21 protein-coding genes are annotated in these 25,401 nt (G+C 48.5%); 8 read left to right on the forward strand and 13 right to left on the reverse strand.

Going from position 1 to position 25,401, the window contains the following annotated elements; genetic code table 11:
• Positions 1-123: 123 nt before the first annotated feature.
• The gene (locus tag H6570_14000) at positions 124-2,076 is read left to right on the forward strand and encodes a tetratricopeptide repeat protein (protein MCB9320391.1); all 1,953 of its coding nucleotides are present in this window, start codon (positions 124-126) and stop codon (positions 2,074-2,076) included.
• Positions 2,077-2,130: 54 nt separating this feature from the next.
• On the opposite strand, the gene H6570_14005 is transcribed toward H6570_14000, so the two are convergent.
• Genes H6570_14005 through H6570_14015 form a run of 3 tightly spaced genes read right to left on the reverse strand, consistent with a single transcriptional unit; the run spans position 2,131 to position 5,103 of the window.
• A complete protein-coding gene (locus H6570_14005; protein MCB9320392.1) occupies positions 2,131-2,442 on the reverse strand; it encodes a hypothetical protein in 312 nt (103 codons plus the stop codon).
• A 2-nt stretch (positions 2,443-2,444) separates the two neighbouring features.
• The gene (locus H6570_14010) at positions 2,445-3,791 is read right to left on the reverse strand and encodes a DUF1446 domain-containing protein (protein MCB9320393.1); all 1,347 of its coding nucleotides are present in this window, start codon (positions 3,789-3,791) and stop codon (positions 2,445-2,447) included.
• Positions 3,792-3,801: 10 nt separating this feature from the next.
• Positions 3,802-5,103 (reverse strand): citrate transporter, encoded by a 1,302-nt coding sequence (locus H6570_14015; protein ID MCB9320394.1) that lies wholly within the window; start codon positions 5,101-5,103, stop codon positions 3,802-3,804.
• A gap of 127 nt (positions 5,104-5,230) precedes the next feature.
• Between H6570_14015 and H6570_14020 the strand changes: the two genes are divergently transcribed.
• The 5 genes from H6570_14020 to H6570_14040 all read left to right on the forward strand — a co-directional run bounded on the left by H6570_14020 (position 5,231) and on the right by H6570_14040 (position 9,874).
• On the forward strand, positions 5,231-6,049 hold the full coding sequence (locus tag H6570_14020) for a ThuA domain-containing protein (protein ID MCB9320395.1): 819 nt from the start codon (positions 5,231-5,233) through the stop codon (positions 6,047-6,049).
• 41 nt (positions 6,050-6,090) lie between these two features.
• On the forward strand, positions 6,091-6,438 hold the full coding sequence (locus tag H6570_14025; GenBank protein ID MCB9320396.1) for a DUF3303 family protein: 348 nt from the start codon (positions 6,091-6,093) through the stop codon (positions 6,436-6,438).
• Positions 6,439-6,584: 146 nt separating this feature from the next.
• The gene (locus H6570_14030; GenBank protein ID MCB9320397.1) at positions 6,585-7,646 is read left to right on the forward strand and encodes a metal-dependent transcriptional regulator; all 1,062 of its coding nucleotides are present in this window, start codon (positions 6,585-6,587) and stop codon (positions 7,644-7,646) included.
• Positions 7,643-8,437, forward strand: coding sequence for a 50S ribosome-binding GTPase (locus H6570_14035; GenBank protein MCB9320398.1), 795 nt, complete (start codon positions 7,643-7,645; stop codon positions 8,435-8,437). The genes H6570_14030 and H6570_14035 overlap by 4 nt, the downstream gene beginning before the upstream one ends.
• Positions 8,438-8,440: 3 nt before the next feature.
• Complete coding sequence (locus H6570_14040) at positions 8,441-9,874, forward strand: ferrous iron transporter B (GenBank protein MCB9320399.1); 1,434 nt, start codon at positions 8,441-8,443, stop codon at positions 9,872-9,874.
• A gap of 3 nt (positions 9,875-9,877) precedes the next feature.
• Here the strand turns inward: H6570_14040 and H6570_14045 are convergent, their stop codons facing one another.
• From H6570_14045 to H6570_14055, 3 genes are all read right to left on the reverse strand, one after another.
• Positions 9,878-10,351, reverse strand: coding sequence for a hypothetical protein (locus H6570_14045; protein ID MCB9320400.1), 474 nt, complete (start codon positions 10,349-10,351; stop codon positions 9,878-9,880).
• A 144-nt stretch (positions 10,352-10,495) separates the two neighbouring features.
• A complete protein-coding gene (locus H6570_14050; GenBank protein MCB9320401.1) occupies positions 10,496-10,768 on the reverse strand; it encodes a rhodanese-like domain-containing protein in 273 nt (90 codons plus the stop codon).
• A 43-nt stretch (positions 10,769-10,811) separates the two neighbouring features.
• The gene (locus tag H6570_14055) at positions 10,812-14,201 is read right to left on the reverse strand and encodes an AAA family ATPase (protein MCB9320402.1); all 3,390 of its coding nucleotides are present in this window, start codon (positions 14,199-14,201) and stop codon (positions 10,812-10,814) included.
• A 341-nt stretch (positions 14,202-14,542) separates the two neighbouring features.
• On the opposite strand from H6570_14055, the gene H6570_14060 reads away from it, so the two are divergent.
• A complete protein-coding gene (locus H6570_14060) occupies positions 14,543-17,122 on the forward strand; it encodes a T9SS type A sorting domain-containing protein (GenBank protein ID MCB9320403.1) in 2,580 nt (859 codons plus the stop codon).
• A 3-nt stretch (positions 17,123-17,125) separates the two neighbouring features.
• Positions 17,126-17,950, forward strand: coding sequence for a GNAT family N-acetyltransferase (locus H6570_14065; protein MCB9320404.1), 825 nt, complete (start codon positions 17,126-17,128; stop codon positions 17,948-17,950).
• A gap of 487 nt (positions 17,951-18,437) precedes the next feature.
• Here the strand turns inward: H6570_14065 and H6570_14070 are convergent, their stop codons facing one another.
• The 7 genes from H6570_14070 to H6570_14100 form a co-directional block, all read right to left on the reverse strand.
• A complete protein-coding gene (locus tag H6570_14070) occupies positions 18,438-19,178 on the reverse strand; it encodes a hypothetical protein (protein ID MCB9320405.1) in 741 nt (246 codons plus the stop codon).
• Positions 19,179-19,183: 5 nt separating this feature from the next.
• Positions 19,184-19,936 carry a hypothetical protein gene (locus tag H6570_14075; GenBank protein ID MCB9320406.1) on the reverse strand — a complete coding sequence of 251 codons (753 nt, stop codon included), beginning with the start codon at positions 19,934-19,936 and terminating at the stop codon, positions 19,184-19,186.
• Between the two features lie 89 nt (positions 19,937-20,025).
• Complete coding sequence (locus H6570_14080; protein MCB9320407.1) at positions 20,026-21,336, reverse strand: T9SS type A sorting domain-containing protein; 1,311 nt, start codon at positions 21,334-21,336, stop codon at positions 20,026-20,028.
• 155 nt (positions 21,337-21,491) lie between these two features.
• Positions 21,492-22,139 carry a hypothetical protein gene (locus H6570_14085; GenBank protein ID MCB9320408.1) on the reverse strand — a complete coding sequence of 216 codons (648 nt, stop codon included), beginning with the start codon at positions 22,137-22,139 and terminating at the stop codon, positions 21,492-21,494.
• A gap of 319 nt (positions 22,140-22,458) precedes the next feature.
• Positions 22,459-23,916 carry a tripartite tricarboxylate transporter permease gene (locus H6570_14090; GenBank protein MCB9320409.1) on the reverse strand — a complete coding sequence of 486 codons (1,458 nt, stop codon included), beginning with the start codon at positions 23,914-23,916 and terminating at the stop codon, positions 22,459-22,461.
• Positions 23,913-24,338 carry a tripartite tricarboxylate transporter TctB family protein gene (locus H6570_14095; GenBank protein MCB9320410.1) on the reverse strand — a complete coding sequence of 142 codons (426 nt, stop codon included), beginning with the start codon at positions 24,336-24,338 and terminating at the stop codon, positions 23,913-23,915. The genes H6570_14090 and H6570_14095 overlap by 4 nt, the downstream gene beginning before the upstream one ends.
• Positions 24,335-25,339, reverse strand: coding sequence for a tripartite tricarboxylate transporter substrate binding protein (locus H6570_14100; GenBank protein MCB9320411.1), 1,005 nt, complete (start codon positions 25,337-25,339; stop codon positions 24,335-24,337). The genes H6570_14095 and H6570_14100 overlap by 4 nt, the downstream gene beginning before the upstream one ends.
• Positions 25,340-25,401 lie beyond the last annotated feature (62 nt).

Below are 25,401 nucleotides of genomic sequence, written 5' to 3' on the forward strand. Positions count from 1 at the left end.
CCTCGCTAAACGGGTAATGACAATAGTCATTGAATATTCTGTATTTAATTACCATTATAGCATCTACGCTACTTAGAGGAAGGTCTCTTGGTTAGCCAATAATGACGTGAAGAGATGCAAGGTATGCACCGGTTAGCTGCAATTATGTTTACCGATATCGTGGGGTATACGGCTACCATGCAGCACGATGAACCTTTGGCTCTTACCCGTGTAGCGAAACATAAGGATGTCCTGGAAGCCATGGTGCCAAAACATGGCGGGGAGATTCTCAATTATTACGGCGACGGCAGTTTAAGTATTTTTCCCAGTGCTATTGAAGCTGTCCAGTGCGGTTTGGATATTCAGGCCGGCCTGGGCACATCCGCAAATCTTCCGCTGCGTATAGGAATCCATTTAGGGGAGATCATTTATGAAAATGGTCAATACCTGGGAGATGGCATCAATATCGCCTCCCGCATTCAGTCGGAAGGTCAGGCCGGATTGATTTGCTTTTCAGAGACCATCCGGGATTTGGTCAGGAATAATTTTGGGACCCGCATCAAATTTATGGGCTTGCGTCAACTGAAAAATGTTGAAAATGCGATGCCCTTGTATGGTATAGATCCGCTGGAGACCGGCACATTGTCCAATCCGAAGCCCAAAAAGCGATTACCGAAACTGAAGCCCGCCGTCTGGGGAATAATAATAGCTGTAATTGCCGTACTTGCTGCCAGACCGTGGCAATGGATTCATGGTGTGCCTGTCAAGCCAGAAAAGCCGTCGATCATGATTCTGCCCTTCAGAAATCTGAATCCGGAGGACGATGAAAGTTATCTGGGAGAAGGAATAGCCGATGAAGTCCGTTCCCAACTCTCCTTTATCCAGGGCCTGGAAGTAAAATCCCGTGCAACATCCCAGCATTACGGAGAGCAAAACTTGCCTGCATCGGATATTGCCAGACAACTGGATATACAATATTTACTCGAGGGAAGTATCCGGCGATCTGATGGCCGGTTTAAACTTGATTTATCCCTGAGCGACGTGCGCAATGACAGGGTCATCGCCCCCATTAAGTACGAGAACCGGGATGAAAAAGACTTAACCAAACTCCAAAACGAGATCGCTCAGATCGTAGTTGCAAAGATCAACCCAACCCTCCGTCCCCAGGAAGATCAGCGATTAAATACATTGCCAACCAGCAGTTTTGCTGCTTACCAGAATTATCTCATGGGTAAGTATTATGCCATCAAGAGCAGCTCCAAAGAAGACCTGGACCAGGCAATCGATTATTTCCGCAAAGCACTTCATGAAGACCCTGACTATGCGCAAGCTTATGCCGGTTTGTCCGAAGTCATTTGCATGTACGCCGGTTGGGCGTTGGTGCCGGTCCACCAGATTATCGATGAAGCAAGTGAACTTGCCCAAACGGCGATTACCCTGGATCCTTACCTGGCGGAAGCCCAGCTGGCAAAAGGCATCGTCGAGATGTATAACCGTGAATTTTCTGCATCAGAAGCATCCATTTTAAAAGCTGTTGAGTATAATCCTTACCTGGATTTAGCCCATTTTAACCTGGCTCATGTCGAGCTGATGTTGGGCAAATACAGGGAAGCCATCGAAAGTGCTGACAAAGCCAAGCAACTTAACCCCTTCTCACCCCTATTATTTATGTCGAAAGCCAGAATTCTCCGGGATGCGAAACATTATGATGAAGCTAAAACCGAGTTTGAAGCATCGCTGACGAGATATCCCGGAGACAACACCATCCTCTGGCAATACGCTGTTTATTATGTGGCGCTGGGCGATCTGAACCAAGCCATCCGGGTGTTACAACAACGAACGGTTGGAAAAACCAATTGGATTTTTGGTTATTGCTATGGTAAATTAGGTCAGGAAGCCAAAGCCCGGGAAATTCTCGATGTGCATCTAAAACTCGCCAAAGAACAATACATTTCACCCTCATTTATCGCCAGTATCTACTGGTCCCTGGGTGAAAAGGAGAAGGCTGCCGAATGGATCGACAAGGAAGAAATGTACTACTTCAGTCTTGTTCCGTTCATTCAGGAGATCGAGCAGTATGCAGAATCCGGATCCTGATTCCCGAGACATGCTTACCGGTCCAAATTCATACAATGAGAGCAGGGAATGTAATCAGGCTTTGTCTTCCAGCTCTAAATTCAGCATGTGGGACGATAAGGTTTTGCCATGCGCATCCAGTGCAAGAGAACGTGTCACACCACCACCGAGTGCATCGTACATCACAAAATTAAAGGCTCCCAACTCCGGTAGTTCAAAGCGGACGACCTCTCCATGCACGATTCCCGCGAAATGTTGCTTCACGCGGTCCGGTGTAAGGACATTCGCCAGCCATTCGAAATCCTCCTGATGGTAAACGATCACCGAAATATTGGAAGTATTTCCTTTATCTCCGGTACGGCTATGGGCTATCTCGTGCAATTTCATCGTCAGATCTTTTCCAGGTGAATTTGTGGTTTAACGAGCTCAGCAGGGATCAGGACCGATTGGACGGCAACGATTTCCCGGACCTGTGACACCGCTCCGCCACCTCCGGCCGGACCATTGGTATACAGGGCTTCTACTTCCCGGCCGATCATGGCCGCAATCACCGGGGACGCGGTGCGCGCGGCTACCCGTAACCGTACTTCCCCAGGAATGGCCTGGGCCGCAGTTGCACCATACAATGCATTTAACCCGATCAAATCGAAGCGCAGATCGTCTTCCGGTATCTCCAATCGCGCCAGCCTTTTCTTCAGGATATCGATGGCCAGTTGTCCACGTGCGACAGCATTAGCTCCACCGTAACTAATCTGCCCTTCGCCCAGAAAACCATCACGATAACCTATGGAAACCTTCAGACGACCGGAAGGATGGCGCCCATAACCACCCTGGACCGAAATCCGGTCAGCTCCATCTTCTGTCAAACGGACCCTGCTAAAGTCCGCCACAACATCCGGCGTCTGGTAGTTCGCCGGATCATGGATCTCGTAAAGGAGCTGTTCCGTGCAGGTGGCTTTATCGATCCTGCCACCGGAGCCGTCCACCTTACTCAGCACAAATGTTCCATCCCGGTGGACTTCTGCAATCGGAAAACCAAGGTGATCCAAACCAGGAACCTCTTTATAACCGGGATCGGCAAAATAGCCTCCTGTGACCTGTCCTGCACATTCCAGTAGGTGCCCCATGACAGTCCCCTGTCCCATTAACCGGTAATCTCTGCGATCCCACTGGAATGAATGAATGGCCGGTGCCAGGAACAGTGCCGGATCAGCAACCCGGCCGGTGATGATCACCTGTGCTCCTTCGTCCAGCGCATCCACAATGGATTTTACGCCCAGATAGGCGTTCGCTGAGATGATCTTATCCCGTATACTATCCAATGGAGCACCGGTTTCCAGCAAAGTGAAATCTCCATCCTGCAGCAGTGCAGAGACCTCATCTCCGCTCACTGCCGCCAGGGTAAGGTTTTTTAATCCCAGGCCTCCGGCAACTGCTTTTGTTTTAGCCAGTGCAGCACGAGGGTTTGCTGCGCCCATGTTGGTGATCATCCGGATGCCCCGGGCTGCGCACCCGGGCAAACAGGCCAGCATTCGTTCTTCCAGGAGCGGATCGTAGCCGGAATCCGGATCCTTGCTTCTCCGCTGTTGTGCCAATGCTATGGTTCGCTCCGCAAGACACTCAAATACCAGAAAATCCAGGTTCCCTTTTTCCACCAGCTCGACCGCCGGATCTATGCGGTCACCCGAATATCCGGCTCCGGAACCAATACGTATCGTTGCAGTTTCTTTCTTCATCAAAACATCATTACAAGCCAAACACTCCGGTCAGAATTGCGACCAGGGACATGACCAGTGTTGTCAGAAAAGCATATTTCATCCCGAAACGCTGATGATCCGCCAGTTCAATTTGAGTCAGACCGATCAGCAGGAAGGTGGTAGGCGTCAACGGACTGAACGGAAATCCGGTGGTCATTTGTCCCAGGATAGCTGCCTGTCCAATGGAAACCGGTGCCACCCCCAGGGATTCCCCCATACCTGCTATCACCGGCAGAACACCAAAGTAATACGAGTCCGGATCAAAAACCAGGCTCATGGGCATGCTTGTCAAAGCAATGGTAAGCGGGAGGTGCCGGCCAAAGGAGGCAGGCAAGATTTGTACAGCCGCCTCAGCCATAGCTGATATCATGCCTGACTCTTTCATGATACCGGTAAACACCCCGGCAGCAAGTAAAATGCTGGCCATTAGCAAAGCCGCTTTTGCATGTGCATCGATCCGTGCTTTCTGATCCCGGATCGAAGGGTAATTTAGTAGCAATGCCAAGATCGCAGATAACATAAAAACCAGTGCAGGAGGGATGACCCCGGAAATCAGGAACCCGATGGTTAGCAAGGTGAGTAAAACATTAAACCAAAAGCGGTTCGGTCGACGGAGGCTCTTTTGCTCCTCGTTCAGTTGCCTGGTGTGATAGGGGCCGGACAGATCCAGTCCCTGCGCCGATAAACGCTGGTATTCGCGGCGGCCAAGACGATAGGAAATCCAGATGACAAAAGCCAGTCCGGCCAGTTGCGGCAGGATAACCGGGTTGTACAGGGCGGTTATGTCCGTATGCAGTGCCGTTGCCGCACGGATGGTGGGCCCTCCCCAGGGAACCATATTCATGGTCCCGGCCCCTAATGCAACGGTGGCAGCCAGGACCCGCTTATCCATTTGCAATTCTTCATACAAGGGCAATAATGCCGGAATGGCAATCAGAAATGTGACTGCTCCCGAACCATCCAGATGCACGATCATCGCTAATATTGCAGATCCGATGGCTATGCGGGACGGATTCCTTCCAACCAGCCTCAGGATGGTGTCAATAACCGGATCAAACATGCCAGCATCGGTGAGTATACCGAAGAACAGGATCGCAAAAATGAACATGGCGGTAACGGGTGCGATGTTCTTGATGCCTGTAATTGCAAAATCGAAAGTCTCAGTCCCGAATCCGGCTATCAAAGCTCCGGCAACCGGCACCAGCACCAATGCCGCCAGGGCTGATAATCGCCTGGTCAGTATCAATGTCAACAACAATATGATTATACCTATTCCTGTGCCGACCAACATGTCTTTATTCCGGATTCATTGAACCTGAAAGATAATAAAGCCACATCAGAACCAATGGCTAACATGAAGGCTCATTTAGCTTTACATTGCAGTTCGGTTTGCCTGGGTAACTGCTATCTTTAAGGTCATGAAACAGGTCTCAATTCTTGTATTTGTATGGTTGTTTACAACCTCGAACGCCATAGGACGGCACGCTGATTTCCGGATCCTGGCTTTCTATACGGCACGAAACGACCAGGCGCATATCAGTTTTGTCCGGGAAGCCAACACCTGGTTTGCTATACAAGGATCCAAGCATCACTTCGCTTACCATAGTACCGATGACTGGAGTCGCCTGAATCCCGATACCTTAAAGCAATATGCGGTTATTCTTTTTCTGGATACGCGCCCTGAGCAACCGGAACAAAGGCAGGCATTTGAGCAATACATGGAACAGGGAGGGGCCTGGATGGGATTTCATTTCGCCGCTTTTGCCCTCACACCCTCAGACTATCCTCAGAACTGGGACTGGTACCATGAGACTTTCCTGGGCTGCGGTCAATACCAAAGCAATACCTGGCGCCCCACCCCCGCAATCCTCAAAGTCGAAAATCGCCGGCATCCTGCAACCAGACATTTGCCTGAAACATTCACTTCAGCACCCAATGAATGGTACCGGTGGCAGACTAACCTGAGAGAAAATGACCAGATTGAGGTGCTGGCTTCCATAGATCCGGGCAGCTTTCCACTGGGTACCGGGCCGAAACCCCATGAGATCTGGCATGAAGGCGACTATCCGGTGGTGTGGACCAACCGGAACTACCGGATGATCTATTTGAATATGGGGCACAACGACATCGATTACGAAGGCCACACCAATGCGACCCTGTCATCCAGTTTTAGCAGCAAATGGCAGGACCGGCTTATTCTCGATGCCCTGGACTGGTTAGGCCATTCAGAGCGCTGATTAACTTTCATTTAAATTCTTATTTTCAATAGGATTTTTCCATGGCACGGACTTGCAGTGCCGGATATTCTTCGCTGGAAGCACGTGGTGTTTCCAATAACAAAGATGATCCCATGACATTTATGATTATCGAACACTTCCATCCTCAACGGGTAAAAGCATTGTACGAACGGCTGGACCGTGAGGGGCGGATTCTGCCACCCGGCATCAACTACCTCAATAGCTGGATTGATGAATCGGTATCTACGTGCTATCAGGTCATGGAGGCCCCCTCCCTGGAGCAGTTATCAGCCTGGACCAAACGATGGGAGGATTATGCTGATTTCGAAATTATTCCTGTCATCGATTCCCAAACGGCCAAAGCGCGTGTTTTGGGTAAATCTTTTTGATCCACTTATGATAATCAGGCCTTTTTGTGAACTATTTTGACTTATCTAAATTTATTTTTAGATTTGTCTAATAATCGCTGGCATCCCTTGGATTTCTTTCCACGAAGGATTACCGGCAAACATTATTTCAATAACATGCCATCCGAATGGTTGCAAACGTCTGCATCATATTAATTGCACGCCCAGCCTTATCCCTTCTGACCGGTTTATTGGCCATGGTCGTTCTGGCTGGTATATTCTGGCCCAGACATGGTTTGGTCGCAATCAGTCGCCGGTCCAAATTGAACCGCCAGCGGGTGTGGCTGGAAGATGCCCTCAAGTACCTGTTTGACTGTGAGTATAAAAAAACGGCCTGCAATCTGAACAGCATAGCTGGCAACCTGCATATTTCTGCAGATAAAACGGCCAGACTGCTCAACCGTCTGCGCTCCATGGGACTGATCACCATGGAAGACGAATCGAATTTACAACTCACCGACGCAGGCCGGTCCTATGCCCTGCGCATCATCCGGGTACACCGTATCTGGGAGCGGTACCTCGCTGATGAAACCGGCATCGACCAGATGGATTGGCACGGCGAGGCCGATTTACAGGAACACCAGCTTTCTGCCTCCGACGCCAATCAGCTGGCTGCCCGTATGGGGAATCCGGTATTTGACCCGCATGGGGATCCGATACCTACCATGGAAGGAGAAATGCCCGTCCACCGCGGACGCCCCCTCAGCAGCCTGGAAGAAGGCATGGTCGCCCAGATCGTCCACCTTGAAGACGAACCGCACACCATCTATGAACAGCTGGTGGCACTGGGACTGTATCCGGGCATGCAGGTATATGTAATGGATAAGACCGATGGTAAGATCACTTTTGCAGCTGATGGTGAAGAATGCATCCTCACCACCCTGTTTGCCGCCAGCATTACGGTTGAAGTATTACAGAACAAAGAGAAAATCCGGGAAAAACACGACTTGTTGTCCTCTCTTGAAATTGGAGAAACGGCCGAAATCGCCGGACTATCACCCAATATGAGGGGTCAGCAACGCAGGAGATTGATGGATCTGGGCTTTGTCCCGGGTACCACCATCCGTGCTGAACTCCACAGTGCCAGCGGCGACCCGGTAGGATATCGGATCCTGGGCACCACAGTCGGGATCCGCAGGCAGCAAGCCGACCTGATCTTTATCAAACGCATTAAGAATAAGGTATCATGAACAATACCCAGGGATGTGAAAATTGTCCGGTTCACCATAAAGAGCATCTGATCCGCATGGGCATAGCCATGGATCGGGTGGATTATGTGATTGCCCTCGCCGGAAACCCCAATACTGGAAAAAGCACTGTCTTCAATAATCTGACCGGGCTGCGGCAACACACTGGCAATTGGCCAGGCAAAACCGTATCACGGGCGGAAGGAGGGTATTCTTTTGCAGAGAAACGCTATAAAGTGGTGGATCTTCCCGGAACCTACTCGTTGTTGTCTACGAGCACGGATGAGGATGTCGCCCGTAATTTTATTCTGTTCGGGCGTCCCGATGTTACCGTGATCGTTGCGGATGCAACCCGTCTCGAACGAAACCTCAATCTGACCTTACAGATCCTGGAAATCACGGACCGGGCTGTATTATGTCTGAACCTGATGGACGAGGCTAAACGAAACCACATCGAGATAGACCAGCGCAATCTTTCCAAAGAATTGGGTATCCCCGTCATTCCGGCTTCCGCACGCCAGAAAGAAGGCATGCCCGAACTGATCCAGGCCATCGAAGAAGTGGCTGCCGGCAAATATGTATGCAAACCCCACCGTGCCAAAAGCAAGTCACCGAAACTGAATCACGCTATTGACACTCTGGTAAAGAAGCTTTCCGAACAATTTCCAGGCATCCCCAATCTCAACTGGGTCGCGCTCCGCCTGCTGGAAGGCGATGAAAGCATCATTGAGGCCATCCGCACCGGTGAACTGGGCACCTTAAGTCCATCTACTTTTCCATCATTAGCATCCTGATCTATGGATACTGGCAATCTGACCAATAAAGAGAACGACATCCTGTCCCTGGCCAACAACCTGCGCTGGGATCTGGGTGTGAATTTTCACGACACCGTGATCGAATCCATCTACGAGGATGCCTCCCGGATTGCACAGCGTACTGTCCGTCAGGAAGGCGATCCGGCCAAACATTTCGACCTGAAGATCGATCGGATCGTGACCAGTCGCTGGCTGGGATTTCCCATCATGTTTTTACTCCTTGCTCTGGTCTTCTGGCTGACCGTTTCCGGCGCTAACTATCCATCGGGATTGCTGGCCGACCTATTCATAGGTAAATTATATCCTGTACTGAAAGAGTTCGCAGCCAATATCGGCACACCCTCCTGGCTTTCCGGTATACTGATCGATGGTGCATACCTCGCTGTTGCCTGGGTAGTTTCAGTCATGTTGCCTCCCATGGCCATCTTTTTCCCACTATTCACCCTGCTGGAGGATTTTGGTTATCTGCCGCGGGTCGCATTTAATATGGACAGTTTATTCCGTAAGGCTGGCGCCCATGGCAAACAGGCACTGACTTTATCCATGGGCTTTGGCTGTAACGCAGCCGGCGTGATCGCCACCCGGGTCATCGACAGCCCGAGAGAGCGGCTTATCGCCATCATTACCAATAACTTTTCATTGTGTAACGGCCGCTGGCCTACCCAGATCCTGATCGCCACCATCTTTATCGGGGGGGCAGTCCCCTCCTACCTCGCAGGGATCGTCTCTGCCGGCGCCGTAGTTGGAATCGCCGTGTTGGGAATTGGGTTTAGTCTGGCTGTCTCCTGGGGATTGAGTAAGTCGATCCTGCGGGGTGAGGCATCGGCCTTCAGCCTGGAATTACCTCCCTACCGTCCTCCACGCATCTGGCAGACCTTGTACACTTCGCTGATCGACCGGACCATATTTGTCCTTTGGCGTGCCATCGTTTTTGCACTACCGGCAGGAATACTAATCTGGCTGGTCGCCAATGTACACATACACGGGATCAGCATTGCCGAACATTTCATAGACTGGTCCAACCCCTTTGCTGTCATATTCGGATTAAACGGAGTCATCCTGCTGGCCTACATCATCGCCATACCGGCGAATGAAATCGTCATTCCTACCGTCCTGATGCTCACGGTATTGCAAACCGGCTTGTCCGGGGTGGGGTCCGGCGCCGGCGTCCTCTTTGACACCTCTTCCATTCAGGGTACAGAAGAAATATTACGGGCTGGCGGGTGGACCTTGCTGACCGGAATTAATCTGATGTTGTTCAGCTTGTTGCACAACCCCTGTTCGACCACCATTTACACCATATTCAAGGAAACGCATAGCTGGAAATGGACACTGGTATCCACCTTTTTACCCATCGTGCTGGGTTTGATCGTCTGTTTCTTTACCACTCAGATCTGGTTGCTGATCACCGGGTAATGGCTAGGTAACCTTACGGGAATAATAGCGTTGAGCGAAATAGGCGATGGGGATACCTATGCACAACACGAGTATCCCTGCTCCGATCAACACGTTGTTTAAGTGAAAGGGACGGTGACCGATACGGGTTAACGGTACCATCACCACATTCATCACGACCCATACCAAAAGGCCATAAATGATACCCGCTATCAACCAGTTTTGAGCGCGGGGGGCAATGCGGGGATAAATCCAGAAATAAAATGCGGTGAAGGACATCGCGATACAATAATGCATCAGCAATCCGATGAAGGGCATCAATGGGTTGCTGGCAGCTACCTCCGATCCAAACAAAGCGCCGGCAATGTAACGCAGAATCAGGACCGGTCCTTTGCCCGTTACAATAAAAAACTGAATGGTGGCAGCAGTGATATCCAGTGTTCCGGCAATCAGACCGGCGAGGAGGATAGCGCGGATCAATGAGGGTTTCGAAGCCATGATGCGAGTTAATTAACTCAATTTCTTCAATTTGGCGATAACTCCCAAAATTGACCAGCAATTAAATTCCGGTTTTAACCCCCCAAAAAAATCCCGGCACCGACCGGGTACCGGGAACTATACGAAATACTTGATCTGACGGATTTAGGCAGCAATACGTTGCTGATACTCTCTCCAGCCGCCACCGTTGTAGATTTCTTTCCAGCCCTGATTTTGAAGGAAAGCTACAGCTTGTCCACTACGGTTACCGGAAGCACAGATGAAGACCAAAGGTTTTTGCATTTGTTTCAGCTCGTCCAGTCTGCCGGTCAAACTTCCCAATGGAATATTGATCGATCCTTTGACATGGCCAAAGAAGAACTCAAATGGTTCTCTCACATCGATTACGGTTGCATTTGATAATTGTTCCTGTTTCATAGATTCTTGCAATGATTTTTATTTTATTCACAACAAAGATAGATCAACCTTTAGCGGACTGTCCGTGATCGACATCACCCAAGTCCAGTTGCAAAGTAAAACAATGTGCCAGTAAAGCCGAATAGACTTCATTTTCCTGAAGAATTTCACGGTTTCCGACCAGAATTATCTGCTCTCTGGCCCGGGTCAGGGCTACATTCAATTTACGGTCGACTCCCTCCTCGGACATAGAAACCAAAGACTCCAGCTGCCTTAATTGATTGGTACACAATGATATAAGAATTATATTCCGTGCCCCTCCCTGATACCGCTCCACAGTATCTATGGTGATAGGAAGCTTTTGCAATCCGGCCCGATCCAATTCCTGTCGAATGACAGCAATTTGAGCCCGGTAAGGCGTGATTACACCCAGAACATCTTCATCATCCCACTGAATAAAATTGTGTTTAAACAGTCTTGTGTAAGCCTGGACACACAAGCGGATGGCTTCGGCTTCGTAACGGTTGGTCTTTTGGTGATCTTCCTGATCGACGGGTGCAGGCAAATAGATCATCCGGTGGTTCGTAAGCGCTTCGGTTAACGGATCTGCCAGCGCAGGCGCCTTCCAGGGTATCGGACCGGTCAGTCTGCTGGTCAGTTCCGGATTTATTTCCAGCAGTTCCAGCGTGTTCTGATAAAAATAGGCACTGGGGAAGGCCATGATATCCCGGTGCATACGACCCTGCTGGCGTAGTTGAGCGTAGGCCCAAGACCACCCGGACCGGGTCGCTTTGCGATAAAGCCGCTCAAAGAGAGAATCCCGGAGATTGCGGACTTCCAATTCCTCCAGGTCCTGGTCCATAACCCGGCTGTCTTTCCCCGGCTGTACGACCACAGCCGGAAGCTGCTGATGGTCGCCGATCAGGATCCATTTTGGCACCCTCGTGACCATCCCCAACAGATAAGGATCCAATATCTGGCTAGCCTCATCCACGATGGCTACCTGAAATTCCACCAGGTCAAATAATTCGCGTTTGCTTTGCAAAGAAGCCACTGTACCCACGATGATACGCTGGCTATGCAGCCAAGTCAGGAGTTGCTGACGGTTGCTGATCTTTTCAATCTTGTGATCCAATAACCAGTCCTGGTAAGCAGGATGGGTCGAATAACGTGAACCGATCCTGAAATACTGGTTCTCTGCATCTTTTGCCAGCGTGTCCAGTGCAGCGCACATCTCATCCACCGCCCGGTTTGTGTACGCCAGTAACAACATCCGGCTGTTTTCCTGCTGCATGTAAGCTTCGCAGACAGCTCGCAGGAGCGTGCTGGTTTTACCGGTCCCTGGCGGTCCCCACACCAGAAAATATTCCCGGGCATCCAGTGCCTGTTGCACCAGGCTTTGCTGCTCCACGGTCAGTCCGGGAGCAGGCGCATTGCCGAAAGGGACCGGAGTTGCCGGAGGGCGACGCCCCAGCCACAACTTGCGGAGATCCACCGGTGAAGCTCCCCAGATGGACAAGCCCTGGTATTGCGTATTGTAACTGCTGTCGATAAGGTCCCGCTCCATATTCCAGAAAGGAAAGGAAGCGAAAAGTCCAAATTCGGTCATCTGGTTGCGCAGCCTTACATGCACCTCATCCTTAGTCAGGCGAACGATAGTTGATTTAAAGATCTGATGGTGCAGCACACTTGGTTCCATTTCACTTTCGGGATATAAAACGCAGATATCGCCCTGCCGAAAGTTAGCCAGAGGATTAGTCCCTTCCGACCGCTTGAAAACAAGGATTGGGGTATCGTCGGTCTGGTGGTGCGCCCGGTTATAGACCAGTTTGCCCAGCAGCGCATACTGGTCTTCCTTCTCTTCTACGGCGTTCAGCCACAGGGAAGCCATACCATTCACCTCCTGGTTTCCCTGCAACCCGGTTTTCGCCAGATGGTGTTCCGTAGCAATGAATCGGATGAAATTTAGAACATAACGTTTTTCAATGGGATCGAGATTCGCATAGAGTTCCTGCAATGAAGCCAGATTGGCGCGTGCAAATCCAAACATGGTATTTAAGTCCCGGCTGATATACCCTCCGAAACTGTGATCTTTTCCGGCAGGATCCAGATGCATCCAGCGCTTTTCCAACACCACCAGTTCGTTACGCACATTCATCGCCTCCAGCTGCATCGACTTTACAACCGGTGCATACTTTAAAGGTTTCTCATCTAATCTGGAATACAAAATGTAATTACTGGCTTGTTTGATGGAATAAACCGACTTGACCAGTAAGTCGTACAACAGTGTCTGTGCATAGTGATTGGAACTCAGTCCGTAGGCGTTGGCCCGGTATGGTGACCCGCTTTTTAATTCAATGATTTCTGTTTTCTGCCCGTCGCGGTAAAACAAGTCCAGACGCCCCTGGATACCATAGCGTACGGAAAAAAAGGTAGGCTCCAGGAGGACCTCCCTGAGAGGAATTCCCAGGGATGGTAAAACATCATTGACCACGGATTTAAGATGACAAAAGTGTTTCTTGGCATCGTTCATCAACTCACGCAAAGTATCATTGTCCATAGCGGCAAAGCCCAGTGGATTAATCCGGAAAACACGTCTGAACAATTCCATAAATGAATTTTCCTGAAATGAGATCAGTTCATCCAGAAAAAAGTTGGCGATATTTCCCATCATCAGGGCTGGCGTACTCTCCATGGGCGTAAACTTCCTGAGCACGTAGGTCATCGCATCGGCTCCTTCCGGCTGAAAGGTCTCGGAGATGGCCGTGATATCCATCAGATAGTCCGGTTCAAAAATAAACTGGGCAGGATGCAGGATCCCTTCCCGGTCTACTTCCACGTCCAGCAGATTCATTGTTACCGGCCAAAGTTGAAATTCTTCAATGGAGTCAATCGGGCCGGAAAACAATTCGTTGCGGCCCGCATCCTGGTAACGAATGAGCCGTTTGACGTCAGGCTGATCTTCCGTATAACCGGTCAACGTGTTCGGCTGTGATCCACGCCCGGTCACCAGCGTGCGAATGGTTCCATAAAATGCTACCGTCTCGTAAGCGGCCTCATCTTCCCACCATCCGGGGTTAGCTTCTATACGGTGTTGCGCAGGCAGGGTAATCTTAAGGACTCCCGAAAGTACTACACCCAGCGCATAAAGCCCCATGGCATAAATGTCCTCCAGCTCCCGGTCTACGGCATCACCGCGAATGACATCCTGGGCATAATGACGGAAACGATGCAGCAGGTATTGTTCACGTTTATCCACCTGCTGCTTCGTCAGCACATAAGCCATCCGCGCGAAAAGGGTGGAAAAAAATAGGCGTTCCTGCTGGGTGGTATGAAAAAAGGTATAGGTAAAAACCTGGTAGGTGATGCGGATACGTTCAGTAACCGGCATATCGGGCTGGGAACGGATCTGTCCCAACTCCTTGATGATCAATTGATGAATGGGAAGTGACATCGGTTTTATTTAGGATAAACAGGTTAAGATAGGAATTAATGAAGCTTATTGGTTAATATGCCAATGGGTTTATGCTAAACTCCAGAGCAACGAGCTGTCCCCATCACCTCACACCCCATCACCACACACCCCGTACCATCACCTAACACCTCATACCCCGTACACCCCATACCCCAATTCCATATTAAACTTTTTTGGCATTTGTTTTGTCATATTCCGGTGAATTACCTGATATTAAAGGAACATCATTAAAAAGATTTCTATTTTTGTCGCGCGTTCAGAAGCCATCCCTGTCAATAGATTGTTTTCACCCTTTACAAAATTGAAATTGTAATCCAAAGATGATGCAGCGTTTGTTGGTAACATTTGTAATGGTTTTAGTGGTATTGGTTGGTTGTTACCGGGAGGATAAGCCTCATCTTCCGCGTCAATCCGGGGCGGCCCGGTCTCTGGACTGGTGGGCACAATCACGCAGCTATCCTTATTCCAAATTTTATGCACGCACCTACATGGATGCCTTTGAAACGCGGAAACATCAGCTTGAAGTCCGCGGACCACAGGAGGTGCATATTGCCGGATGGGAGCCTATGGGCCCCAAGAACATTGGCGGGCGCACTCTGACGATTGCCGTCGACCCGAACAATCCGGATATCTTATATGCGGGATCTGCAGGCGGAGGCTTGTGGAAGTCCACCACGGCCGGAAAGTCCTCCTTAAAAAACAATGGTCAATTTGAATTTGGTTGGCAGCAGGTACCGCTGGGCTTTCCGGTCGTTGCCGTTTCATCCATAGCCATCAACCCGCAAAATTCCAATGAGATCTACATCGGCACCGGAGAGGTGTATAATATGGAGCTGACCATGCCCAGCATCTACGACCGCTTTACCCGGGGAACCTATGGCATTGGAATTCTAAAATCAACCGATGGTGGTAAGAGTTGGCAGAAGAGCCTGGACTGGAGCCAGAAAGAAATGCGTGGCGTCCAGGATATTGTATTTAACCCTCAGAATCCCCGCTCCGTATGGGCAACCACCACTGAAGGCGTCTATGTAAGCCATGATGCAGGTAAGAATTGGAACCGGATCCGGCAGATCTCCATGGCCGTTGACCTGATCATCAATCCCGCCGATACCAATATCATACTGGTATCCCACGGATCCTATCTAAATGCCAACGTCAGCGGCATCTACCGCTCCGTGGATGGCGGTTTAAACTTCACCCATCTAACCACCGGCCTACCTAAAGACTATACGGGTCGTGCCGCGCTGGCACTGGCTCCTTCCGACCCTACCCTCATCTATGCTTACATTTCCAATGCCGAGCAGGGCCTGGGGCTATTCCTGTCCGAAAATACCGGTGATACCTGGAAGAAGGTTTCCGACCGGGACATCCCGCAATGGCAGGGCTGGTATTCCTGTGACCTGGTCGTCGATCCGCGTGACGCTGCCGTCTGTTATATCACCGGCATCGATGTCTATAAATCTGCCAATAAAGGGACCAATGTATCCCACCTTTCCAGCTGGGAAGCCTATCGCAGTGGCAAGGTTGGCATCCTCGAGGAAGAAGGCTCAGTACCGGTATACGTCCACGCGGACATCCATAAAGCTGTCATTGATCCCTCGGACCCAAATCGGGTCTATTTTGCCACCGATGGAGGTATTTTTGTCACTGAAGATGGAGGAACTACATTCGCCGGACTCAATGGCGGTTACCAGACTGCACAATTTTATGCCAATTTCAGCAGCTCTTCCACCGACCCCTATTTTGCGATAGGCGGACTGCAGGATAATGGAAGCGCCATCTACGACGGCACCTTCGAATGGGTCAAGATCCTGGGAGGTGACGGCATGAGTACCGCCATTCATCCATACAACGACAACATCGTTTATGGATCAATCTATTACCTGTATCTCTACCGTTCCAAAGACCGGGGTATGACCTTTAATACGGTTCTTCCGCCCACCGGGCTTGGAGAAGAAACAGCATTCAATGGTCCTTTTGAATTAGCGCCTTCGGATCCGAACATCATCTATGCCGCACGGCAGGGCCTGTACGTGAGTGAGAATGGGGGTGAAAACTGGCAGACCCTGACAAAAAATATTGACGGCAAAAACCTGGTCATTAAAATTGCCATCGGCCCATCAGACCCCTCACTATTGTACGTCTGTACCGCGCCTATCGACGGCGAACCAGCCAAGGTATTGCGGACATCCAATGGCACGTCCTGGCAGATCATGGATGAATTGCCCGACCGGATAGCCATGGATGTGGCCATCCATCCGGTTGATTCGCGCATTGCCTATGTGGTTTTCGCAGGATACAATACCAAACATATCTTCAAAACATCCGATGACGGACAAAACTGGACCTCCATCGATGGAAACTTGCCGGATATTCCGGTAAACACCATATTGATCGACCCGGAACAGCCCGAACATCTTTACATTGGCACCGACATCGGCGTTTATTATTCGCTGGACCAGGGCCAGAACTGGGTGCCCTACAATCAGGGCATGCCGGAAATAGCCATGGCCATGGACCTGAGCATTTCACCTTCCAACCGGAAATTGCGCGTGGCCACCCACGGCAATGGCGTCTACCAGACCGACCTGATCTATCAGACATCCAGTACCCAACCGGAATGGCTGAATGATGCCGCATTAAAAATATATCCGAATCCGGTTCAGCAGGATCTGAATCTTACCCTGGACCTGGATGAGAGCGTGAATGGTCATGTCGTCGTCTACAACCTGGCCGGACAACCGGTCATCACGCCGCTGGCCCAGCAACTGGTGGCTGGCCCGCAAAGCCTGCAGATCCCCATGGCATCATTGCCCGCCGGGATGTACACCTGCGTGCTGGAGGGAAAAACGAATGCAGGCCTGCAGGTGCATATCGCCAGGAAGTTCCTCAAGCAATAACACATGTCTTCACCTGTTTGGCCAGTCACCTCCTTAACCAGACAGGACATACCGTTGCTCCAGGCATTACAGCCGAAAGACTGGCATGACATCCGCTTAGTCTTCAGTCGCCATGTGGGTTTCGACTATTTTTATGCGTTCGTCATCAAGCGCGAAGACGGGCTGCCGGTCGGTGTCGGAGAAGTCATCCTATTTGGCAACACAGCCTGGCTGGGAAATATCATCGTTCATCCGGATTACCAACGTCAAGGCTTGGGCTCCCTCCTGACCAGCCATGGCATTGATTATGCGCGGAGATCACATTTGACCTCCATTTGGCTTCTCGCCACCGAACAAGGTGCGCCGGTATACCAACGTTTAGGCTTTCATTCGCTGGGCCACTATTTATTCTTTAATTCCGATACCGGTCTTACTGCCCCGGATACGGTCCGGTCACGACGATTAACTCCGCGTGATTATTCACAAGTGTACCGTCTGGATCAACAAGCCTCCGGAGAAGACCGGAAACCAATGCTGAAGGTAGCCTTGCAAGATGGCACCTGTACGTTCACTGCCGGCGGGCATCTCACCGGATTTTATTTACCCCACCTGGGGGACGGATTGATCATTGCCAGCAATCCGGAAGATGGTTTGGCTCTGCTGGCCTATCGCCAGACTACCGGAAAATCCTATGTAGTCATTCCGGAAGCGAATACCTGGCTTTGTCACTACCTTTCGCATCGTCACCATACCCTATTCCGCACCGCTCAACTCATGGCATTAGGCTCTGCGAAGAAAGTATGGCATCCAGAGATGGTGTACAGCCGGATTGGTGGATATGCTGGATGAGTTTATATAACACTAAGGTATGAAGGTCACAAAGGACACTAAGAGAATCATTTACGACGATTAAATACTTTGCGACTTGCCATGAATGAATAAACACTAAGAAAAAGAGCGCACGAAGCGCACTAAGGGGTATTGTTTTAAATTTCAACATTGAGGGATAAAAACCTTGCAGAGCATTGAAGGTTCCGTCATAACCTACAAAACATTGTACCTTTTGGTTCGGTGTAGTAAATAAACACTAAGAAAAAGAGGGCACAAAGCCCATTAAGGGGTATTGTTTTAAAATTCAACATTGAGGGATAAAAACCTTGTTGAGCATTGAAGGTCCTTCATAACCTACAACATCATTGCACCCTTTTGGCTCGGCGTGATAAACAAACACTATGAAACAGAGGGCACGTTATTCACTAAAGGAGCCTTCATTGACATTTAAAATGTTGCTCCTTAATTCTATACGAAACAACATTAATTAGACTTTGGAGATTCCTTAATAAAACTCCTGAGCATGATTTATCACCGATTGTAACTCAAAGCTGTTTGATGAAAGATAACTCGGAAGGTATCCTGTTTCGACAAACCTCCACAAATCATCCGATTCATAAACATCGTCTAAAAAAGGCTGGTACTTAAGGTATTTCATCGCTCTAGCACAAACCCATAAATCAAGCGTGATGGTGGAATGTGAGTAATAGTCTAGATGATTCAATTGGGTCTCATATTTAGCATAACCTTCTTTTATCATCTCTTTTAATTGATCTTCTCGCAAATGTATCATCACTGCATAATTACTCAATAAAGCGACCAAAGGTATATGATCTTGTAAGCTGGGTAATTCGTCCAAATCAAATACTTTATAACGTTCCAACAGCTTGCATCCTGAATCCTCACGGCTAACCAGTTCTGATAAGCCATTAAAATGGATGAGAAAATAATCTATGCTTGCCGGAAAACTATAAGCCTGGAGAACCAATGTTTTAAGCGGATAGCGCATCCAGGTTTCGACCAATCCATCGGTAGACATACGTCGTGCTGTACGCTCGGGAACTTGCGTGGCATCCAATTGTTCGGTCAAGGTATCCAACGCGTCCCATGCCGCTGTACCTGGCACAATTGGAAAATTGTAGGCGTCTTTTGGAGATTGATTTATTTCACATGACTGGGGTCCAATGATGGATTTATCACAAGAAGGTAGTATGAGTATCAACATGAGAAAGAATGGGTTTTTCATAAACTTTAGTAATTAATTAATTCTGAAGCACGCCTAATGACCGACTGCACTTCAAAGCTATCATAGGTGAGATATACTTGCATATGACCTGTCTCTACAAACAACCACAAGTCTTCTGACTTTCCAATATCATCTAAAAATGGTTGGTATTTCAAGTATTTCATCACCCGGGCACATACCCAAAGATTAAATTCCATTGTTGCTAATGAATACAATTTTGGATACTCAAACATAACATAATGTTTAGTTAATCCTTCTCGAATTAATGAATATCGCTGATCATCTCGCATCTTGTCAAGCACATTAAAGTCACATGACAATGCCACGATGGCTAATAGGTCACCTGGTCCATTAAACTCACGAATGTCAAATAGTTTGTATCTCTCCAATAATTTACAACCGGCATCCCGGCGAGTGATTAATTCGTGCAAAGGATTAAATCGTTTTTTGAAATACTCCATTGTGCGCGGCCAATCATTCGTTGCTCCAATGTCGCCATTCAATGGATAGGTCATCCAGGTCTGAATCAATCCATCCGTAGACATTTTCTTAGCCTCTTTTACAGGCACCTGAGTTACTGCAAACATTTCATCACCCGATGACAGAGCTATCCATTCTGGGGTTCCAGGTACGATGGGATAATCGTAGGCGTCCTTGGGATGTAAGTTTATCTCACATTCTTTTGGAGGTGGAAATAGTTTTTGACATCCGTATAAACTGAGTATTGCCAACATCCAAATCCTTTTCAAATTATCCATTTTTCTAAATTGATAAATAGATATCTAATACAATTGGCACAACCAAGAAATTCTCCTGATTGTGCCAACAGAACTGAGTGCCTGACTCCCTATTGCTTTACAAATTTTCCGGTATACACTTCCGTCCCATTTCGTACAGATACAAAATAAAACCCGGGTGTGAGATCGGCAACATCTAATTTAATAGCCCCATTGACTACCCTTGACTTCATCGTTTTGATCGTCCGGAATGAGCCATCATAAACCGACAGTTCCGCATCACAATTAGTACATAAGGACGCTCCCATACTGACAGGTAAATTGACCCGCACCTCATATTGTGCCGGATTAGGATAAATATCAACCACATCATTGGCAACCATTGATCCCGTTGTATAAAACGTTACATTACGCGATATGCTGCCACAAGTATTACCTGAGCCATTCATTTGAAAGCTGATGTTAGAACTGGTTGGCATCGTTAACAATAACCGCTTTAAACTGGAGTTATAGCTCCAGGTTCCGGTACCATATAATTTCGTCACAGAAATGGATGAAGTGCTTGGCAAATAGGATAGATCAATCGTTGCTTGAATGTTTGGTGCGATACTCATCGTAGATTGCATTACCTTATTTGGTTGTCCAGACTGGTAGACATCTCCACCAATTATCCCAGTTACAGTGGTATACAGTCGACTTGATTTACCGGAACAACCTGAATAGCTAACATTCACTTGAACCCATCCGGATCCATTGTTTAATTTTGTAAAATAACAATTATTGGTAGTTGAGCTACCCGATAATGCACTGCTGGAGGACCAGCTATAACTAGCTCCCGACAGCGACGAAACTGAATATGCAATGGTAGATCCACAAGTACCTCCTGCAGTGATATTCCAGTTCATTTTCTTATAATAACGTCGATAACTCCCATTGTAGGAAGATGGGACATAGGTTGGATCATGCCTTACAAAAGGCAAATTACCCCATTTTGATTCGTATTTACCTGATACGGAGGACTTCACAGCTGAATGGTCGCCGGAATAGTAATAAATCTTTGGTCCTTCATTCACACTACATACTTCCATATAGCTTCCGTCCGTCCAATAGTTGGCTAAATTGGCAGCTCCACCTGATTTTGTGGCATTTATCCAATAGGTACCTCCTCCTTCACTTTTATTCCAGGCATAGCCATGGCAATTATAAGATTTTGTGGCATCAGACAATATTACTGCATTTGGATAATATGTCTGAATATATTGAGCCCAGTAACTTTTTTCACTAGCCGAAAAATCAGAACCCGTAAGTTGTAAAGCTTCAATACCCGTAGCATTTGGCGTATTGATGGTCACAGTCGAATATTGACCGAATAAAGAAAAAGCATTACAAAGCAGATATATATAAATAATAATCCTTTTCATCGTTGTATTATTTTATTATTTATGAATTCAGGGAACGAGCAGCATTTTAACTTCAGTTCAAAAGTGGCACGAATGCAAATAGTATAATAATTTTGTAATAAACAAACAATATTGCACTAGTCCCAGCAACTTCGAGCCTAAGAAACCAAGGACTTTTATTTTCCGAGGTTTATTATTGCCTGAAGTAATTCTTCACTGCAAAATTGGCCATTTTGCTCAAATATTTCTATGTCTTGCGCTTTTGACAAGCTTACAAGCTCAGGTCCATGTCCTTGTCTATTCAATAATTTCATAAGAATGTAAGCATTATTCTCTACCGAAATCCTCCCATATAGATCGGACCTATTTATTTTTCCGATCAAATTCCTGTAGACAAATCCTTTTAATTTATGAAGAAGAACATCATTCATGTTGTCCAAAATATTGGGATGCGTTAGCAATACTTCAAGATTAAAATCCTTATAGTCAGGCACATCAATACTCTTTTCCCTTAATTTAATCTTACTATATTCTTCAACTAAAATTTCATCAGCATCCTTTTGTGTTACCAATTTTTGGAGACAATTTGAATGTGGAATAAGCAAATCCAATCCTTCATGTACATTATTGGAAGCCATGATACTTCCTAGCAATGGGTAATTAATACAGGTTAAAACCAACGCTTCAACAGTCATGGAATCAAGAATTCCTTGCGGAACTTGACACACTTCTGCCATTTCATCTCCGGACTTCAATTCCTTCCATTCGGGGGTCCCAGGTTTGACGGGAAAATCATAGGGTTCGGTAATTTTTTGTGCAATCAAAAAATTAGTTAACGTAATGCATATTAGTATAACCAGGTTCGCACTCCATTTACATTTGAAGTTCATAATAATTGATTTAATATGTATAATAAAATCACTAGTCGATAACAAAGCGGAGGTTATTACCAAAATGGTAATAATGTCATAGAAACCTACAAAGTCAATTAGAACAGCGGACACATTTAAAGCAGGAGGATTTGCATTAAAGCCGGTAAAATTATTTTATAATAATTAGAGTCTATAAACAGATTTGTCAAGATGCATTTTGTTAAATATTTACATACCTGTTGGTTTTTCGACTAAAAATAATTAACTAAACTCATCGTCTCGTAAACCGCACTCCAACTCCGATGATCACCAATGTCGCTACCATCAACCCCAGCGCCAGCGGCCGCTCAAAAAAGCTGGTAATATCCCATCTGGATTTGATCGCGCTGACCATGAAATTCTGTTCCAGCAATGGTCCCAAGACCATACCCAATACGATCTGGGCAAGAGGAAATCCTCCGCGTTTAAGCGCATAGGCCAATAAGCCCATTCCCGCCATCACCCAGATATCCCGGATCTCGTGGTTGATGGCGTAAGCACCTACGATGCACAGACCGGTGATCACCGAGAGCAATAATGGTTTGGAGACATGCAGTAATCTCCTGGCCAGAAGAGCTGCCAGATATCCGTAAAGCGGTAACAAAACCAGATTACAGACGATAAAGGTGCCATAAAGCCCTTGGATCAGATGCGGTTGCTGATCAAACAACAGCGGTCCAGGGCTGATACCTTTCATCATAAAGATCCCCAGGACAATGGCCGTAATCGTGTCCCCGGGTAATCCCAGGGATAACGCCGGAATCCAGGCACTGGCTACCGCGGCATTATTGGATGAGGTGCCCGCCAGCAGAATGGTGTCATCGCGCTCTTCTTTACCGCTGCGCATTTGACGGATCCGCTCCAGGCTACAGGACACCCACGAACCGATGTCCGCCCCGGCACCCGGCAGGAATCCTACCAATACTCCCAGCAACGAAGAACGAATGACCAATCCCCTCTCCCGCAATATCAGGCCCCATGGCCGGCTGAAGAATGCCCTGGCCGTCTGCCGCGCCATTTTAACCTCTTCCTGTTCTTTATCCGGCTCCCATAACTGCGTAAGCACCTCCGAAAACCCAAACAATCCGATCATGACGACGATGTAATTCAGGCCTCCCAGCAATTGGGCATTCCCAAAATTAAACCGTGCATATCCCAAAGTAGGATCCACCCCCACCAGAGCAAAAAACAATCCGATCAGTAAGGAAGCCAATGCTTTAAGCGTAGATCCGCCAGATGCAAATAAACCGGCTGTCAACCCCAACACCGCAATCCAGAAATACTCGAAAGAACTGAATTGCCGTGCAATTTTAATGATCACAGAGGCTGTAAGTATCAGCAGCAGGGAACCAATCATTCCACCTACTGCCGAGCCGATCGCACTGATACCCAAACTATACAGCGGCCCTTCCCGCCGTGACAAGCGAAACAACGATTCGAAATAAGCGGCACTGGCAGGGGTTCCGGGGATCCTGGCTACGGTCGAGCTCACATCACCGGCAAAGATGGCCACGGTGGATATGGCGATAATTGCCGGTAAAGCGACCGCGGGATCCAGAAAAAAAGCCACCGGGATAAATAAAGCTACGGCCAGGGTTGCCGTCAATCCGGGAATCGCTCCGAAGAGCGCACCATACAAACCTCCCAATAGCAAGGCCAATATTCCTTCCCAGCTCAGTAACGCATTCATAGAGGCACCCGTAGTAAAATGGTAAACAGATAATAAATTATCGCCCCGGTAATGCCACCGGCAAGCAGGGACTTCCACCAGTTCAATCCTGCCAGCAGGGCAACCATCGCAACGACAATGGACAGCGGGATCATAAACCCGGTCAGGGGTAGTATCCATGGTAATGCCAAACATAATCCCAGGAGGATTACCCCCCGGTACCAATAAATGCGAACAGGTGCCTGCAGTGCCTCATTGTGCTGTCTGAGAACCACCAATAACAGACCGGTGATCACAAATCCTGCCCCTACCACCGCCGGGAACAAGGCCGGACCGGGATGATGATCTGCAAGGCGGGGAAACTGGCGGGCTACCAGGAGAATGACTGCACCCCACAAGGTCAAAAACCCACCCCATATCCGTTGGATCTTAATTCCGTTCATTGGTTTGCCCTTAATCCGGCTTTAGCCATGGTCTGTCCGTGTTGCAGGTCGGCCGTCGTGATAAATTGAGTCAGAGCATCTCCCTGTAGCAAGTGGACGTTCGATCCCGCCGACGCCAGAGCCTGGGCAAATTCTACATCAGTCAGAGATGCCTTGATGGCTGTATCCAGTTTTTCTTTGATGTCTGGTGGCAAGCCGGCGGGAGCACTAACTGTCACCCAACCGCTGGATACCCAGTTGATGCCGCTTTCTTTAAGGGTAGGAATGTCCGGAAATGCAGGCAGCCGTGCTTCAGACATGACCACAAGAGGCCGTACCTCCCCTGCTTTGCGCAAGGCGTCAACTTCGGACAGGGATGCTACCACAACCTGGATTCCTCCGGCGATGAGTTCCTGTAATGCCGGTGCCGCTCCCTGGCTGGGAACCCAGGGCATGGCCGTTTCATCCAGCCCGGCTTCCTGCAAGAAACCAATTCGCGCCAGGTCCCAGATGCCACCGCGGGCTGTTCCGGAAGCCTGTAATACGCCGGGATGTTCCCGCAGCGCATTCAGAAGTTCCGCAAAGGTTTGATAGGGAGAATCGGCTTTCACCGTCAGCGCAGCTGCATTGTCAATAACCAGGGACAGCGGCGTAAAATTGCTGGCGGTCAGGTCGGTCATTCCGAGGTAGTGCATCATGGTGATCTCGACGGTCATAGCCCCGATGGTGTATCCATCAGGTGCTGCCTGGCTCAAGGCCAGATGTCCCACCACGCCACCTCCTCCGGTTCGGTTAACCACGTTGACGGCGACTCCCAGGTGTTTCTGCAAGACAGCGGCCAATGCCCGTGAACTGATATCGGTCATACCACCGGGAGACCAGGGTACGATATAGGTTATGGGCCGGTTTGGATATTCAGACACGTCATTTCCCGGTGTACCACAGTGTAGACCGGCAAAAAATAATAGGAGTAAATAAATGGCCTTCCTGGTCCATCGTGTGCATTCCATATCCGTAATCATGGAGAAAAGATAAGGGAATTGATTTAAGAATGGCGATTTGACAATTCAGGATTTTGGGAAAT

Source organism: Lewinellaceae bacterium, assembly GCA_020636135.1.
In the GTDB taxonomy this organism is placed as follows: Bacteria; Bacteroidota; Bacteroidia; order Chitinophagales; family Saprospiraceae; genus JAGQXC01.

Coding starts and splice junctions, on each gene's coding strand:
- H6570_14055 (MCB9320402.1), bottom strand. CDS start 14,201: ATGTCACTTCCCATTCATCAATTGATCATCAAGGAGTTGGGACAGATC.
- H6570_14060 (MCB9320403.1), top strand. CDS start 14,543: ATGATGCAGCGTTTGTTGGTAACATTTGTAATGGTTTTAGTGGTATTG.
- H6570_14090 (MCB9320409.1), bottom strand. CDS start 23,916: ATGAATGCGTTACTGAGCTGGGAAGGAATATTGGCCTTGCTATTGGGA.
- H6570_14050 (MCB9320401.1), bottom strand. CDS start 10,768: ATGAAACAGGAACAATTATCAAATGCAACCGTAATCGATGTGAGAGAA.
- H6570_14025 (MCB9320396.1), top strand. CDS start 6,091: ATGGCACGGACTTGCAGTGCCGGATATTCTTCGCTGGAAGCACGTGGT.
- H6570_14095 (MCB9320410.1), bottom strand. CDS start 24,338: ATGAACGGAATTAAGATCCAACGGATATGGGGTGGGTTTTTGACCTTG.
- H6570_14070 (MCB9320405.1), bottom strand. CDS start 19,178: ATGAAAAACCCATTCTTTCTCATGTTGATACTCATACTACCTTCTTGT.
- H6570_14035 (MCB9320398.1), top strand. CDS start 7,643: ATGAACAATACCCAGGGATGTGAAAATTGTCCGGTTCACCATAAAGAG.
- H6570_14000 (MCB9320391.1), top strand. CDS start 124: ATGCACCGGTTAGCTGCAATTATGTTTACCGATATCGTGGGGTATACG.
- H6570_14015 (MCB9320394.1), bottom strand. CDS start 5,103: ATGTTGGTCGGCACAGGAATAGGTATAATCATATTGTTGTTGACATTG.
- H6570_14010 (MCB9320393.1), bottom strand. CDS start 3,791: ATGAAGAAAGAAACTGCAACGATACGTATTGGTTCCGGAGCCGGATAT.
- H6570_14100 (MCB9320411.1), bottom strand. CDS start 25,339: ATGATTACGGATATGGAATGCACACGATGGACCAGGAAGGCCATTTAT.
- H6570_14065 (MCB9320404.1), top strand. CDS start 17,126: ATGTCTTCACCTGTTTGGCCAGTCACCTCCTTAACCAGACAGGACATA.
- H6570_14030 (MCB9320397.1), top strand. CDS start 6,585: ATGGTTGCAAACGTCTGCATCATATTAATTGCACGCCCAGCCTTATCC.
- H6570_14080 (MCB9320407.1), bottom strand. CDS start 21,336: ATGAAAAGGATTATTATTTATATATATCTGCTTTGTAATGCTTTTTCT.
- H6570_14075 (MCB9320406.1), bottom strand. CDS start 19,936: ATGGATAATTTGAAAAGGATTTGGATGTTGGCAATACTCAGTTTATAC.
- H6570_14045 (MCB9320400.1), bottom strand. CDS start 10,351: ATGGCTTCGAAACCCTCATTGATCCGCGCTATCCTCCTCGCCGGTCTG.
- H6570_14040 (MCB9320399.1), top strand. CDS start 8,441: ATGGATACTGGCAATCTGACCAATAAAGAGAACGACATCCTGTCCCTG.
- H6570_14020 (MCB9320395.1), top strand. CDS start 5,231: ATGAAACAGGTCTCAATTCTTGTATTTGTATGGTTGTTTACAACCTCG.
- H6570_14005 (MCB9320392.1), bottom strand. CDS start 2,442: ATGAAATTGCACGAGATAGCCCATAGCCGTACCGGAGATAAAGGAAAT.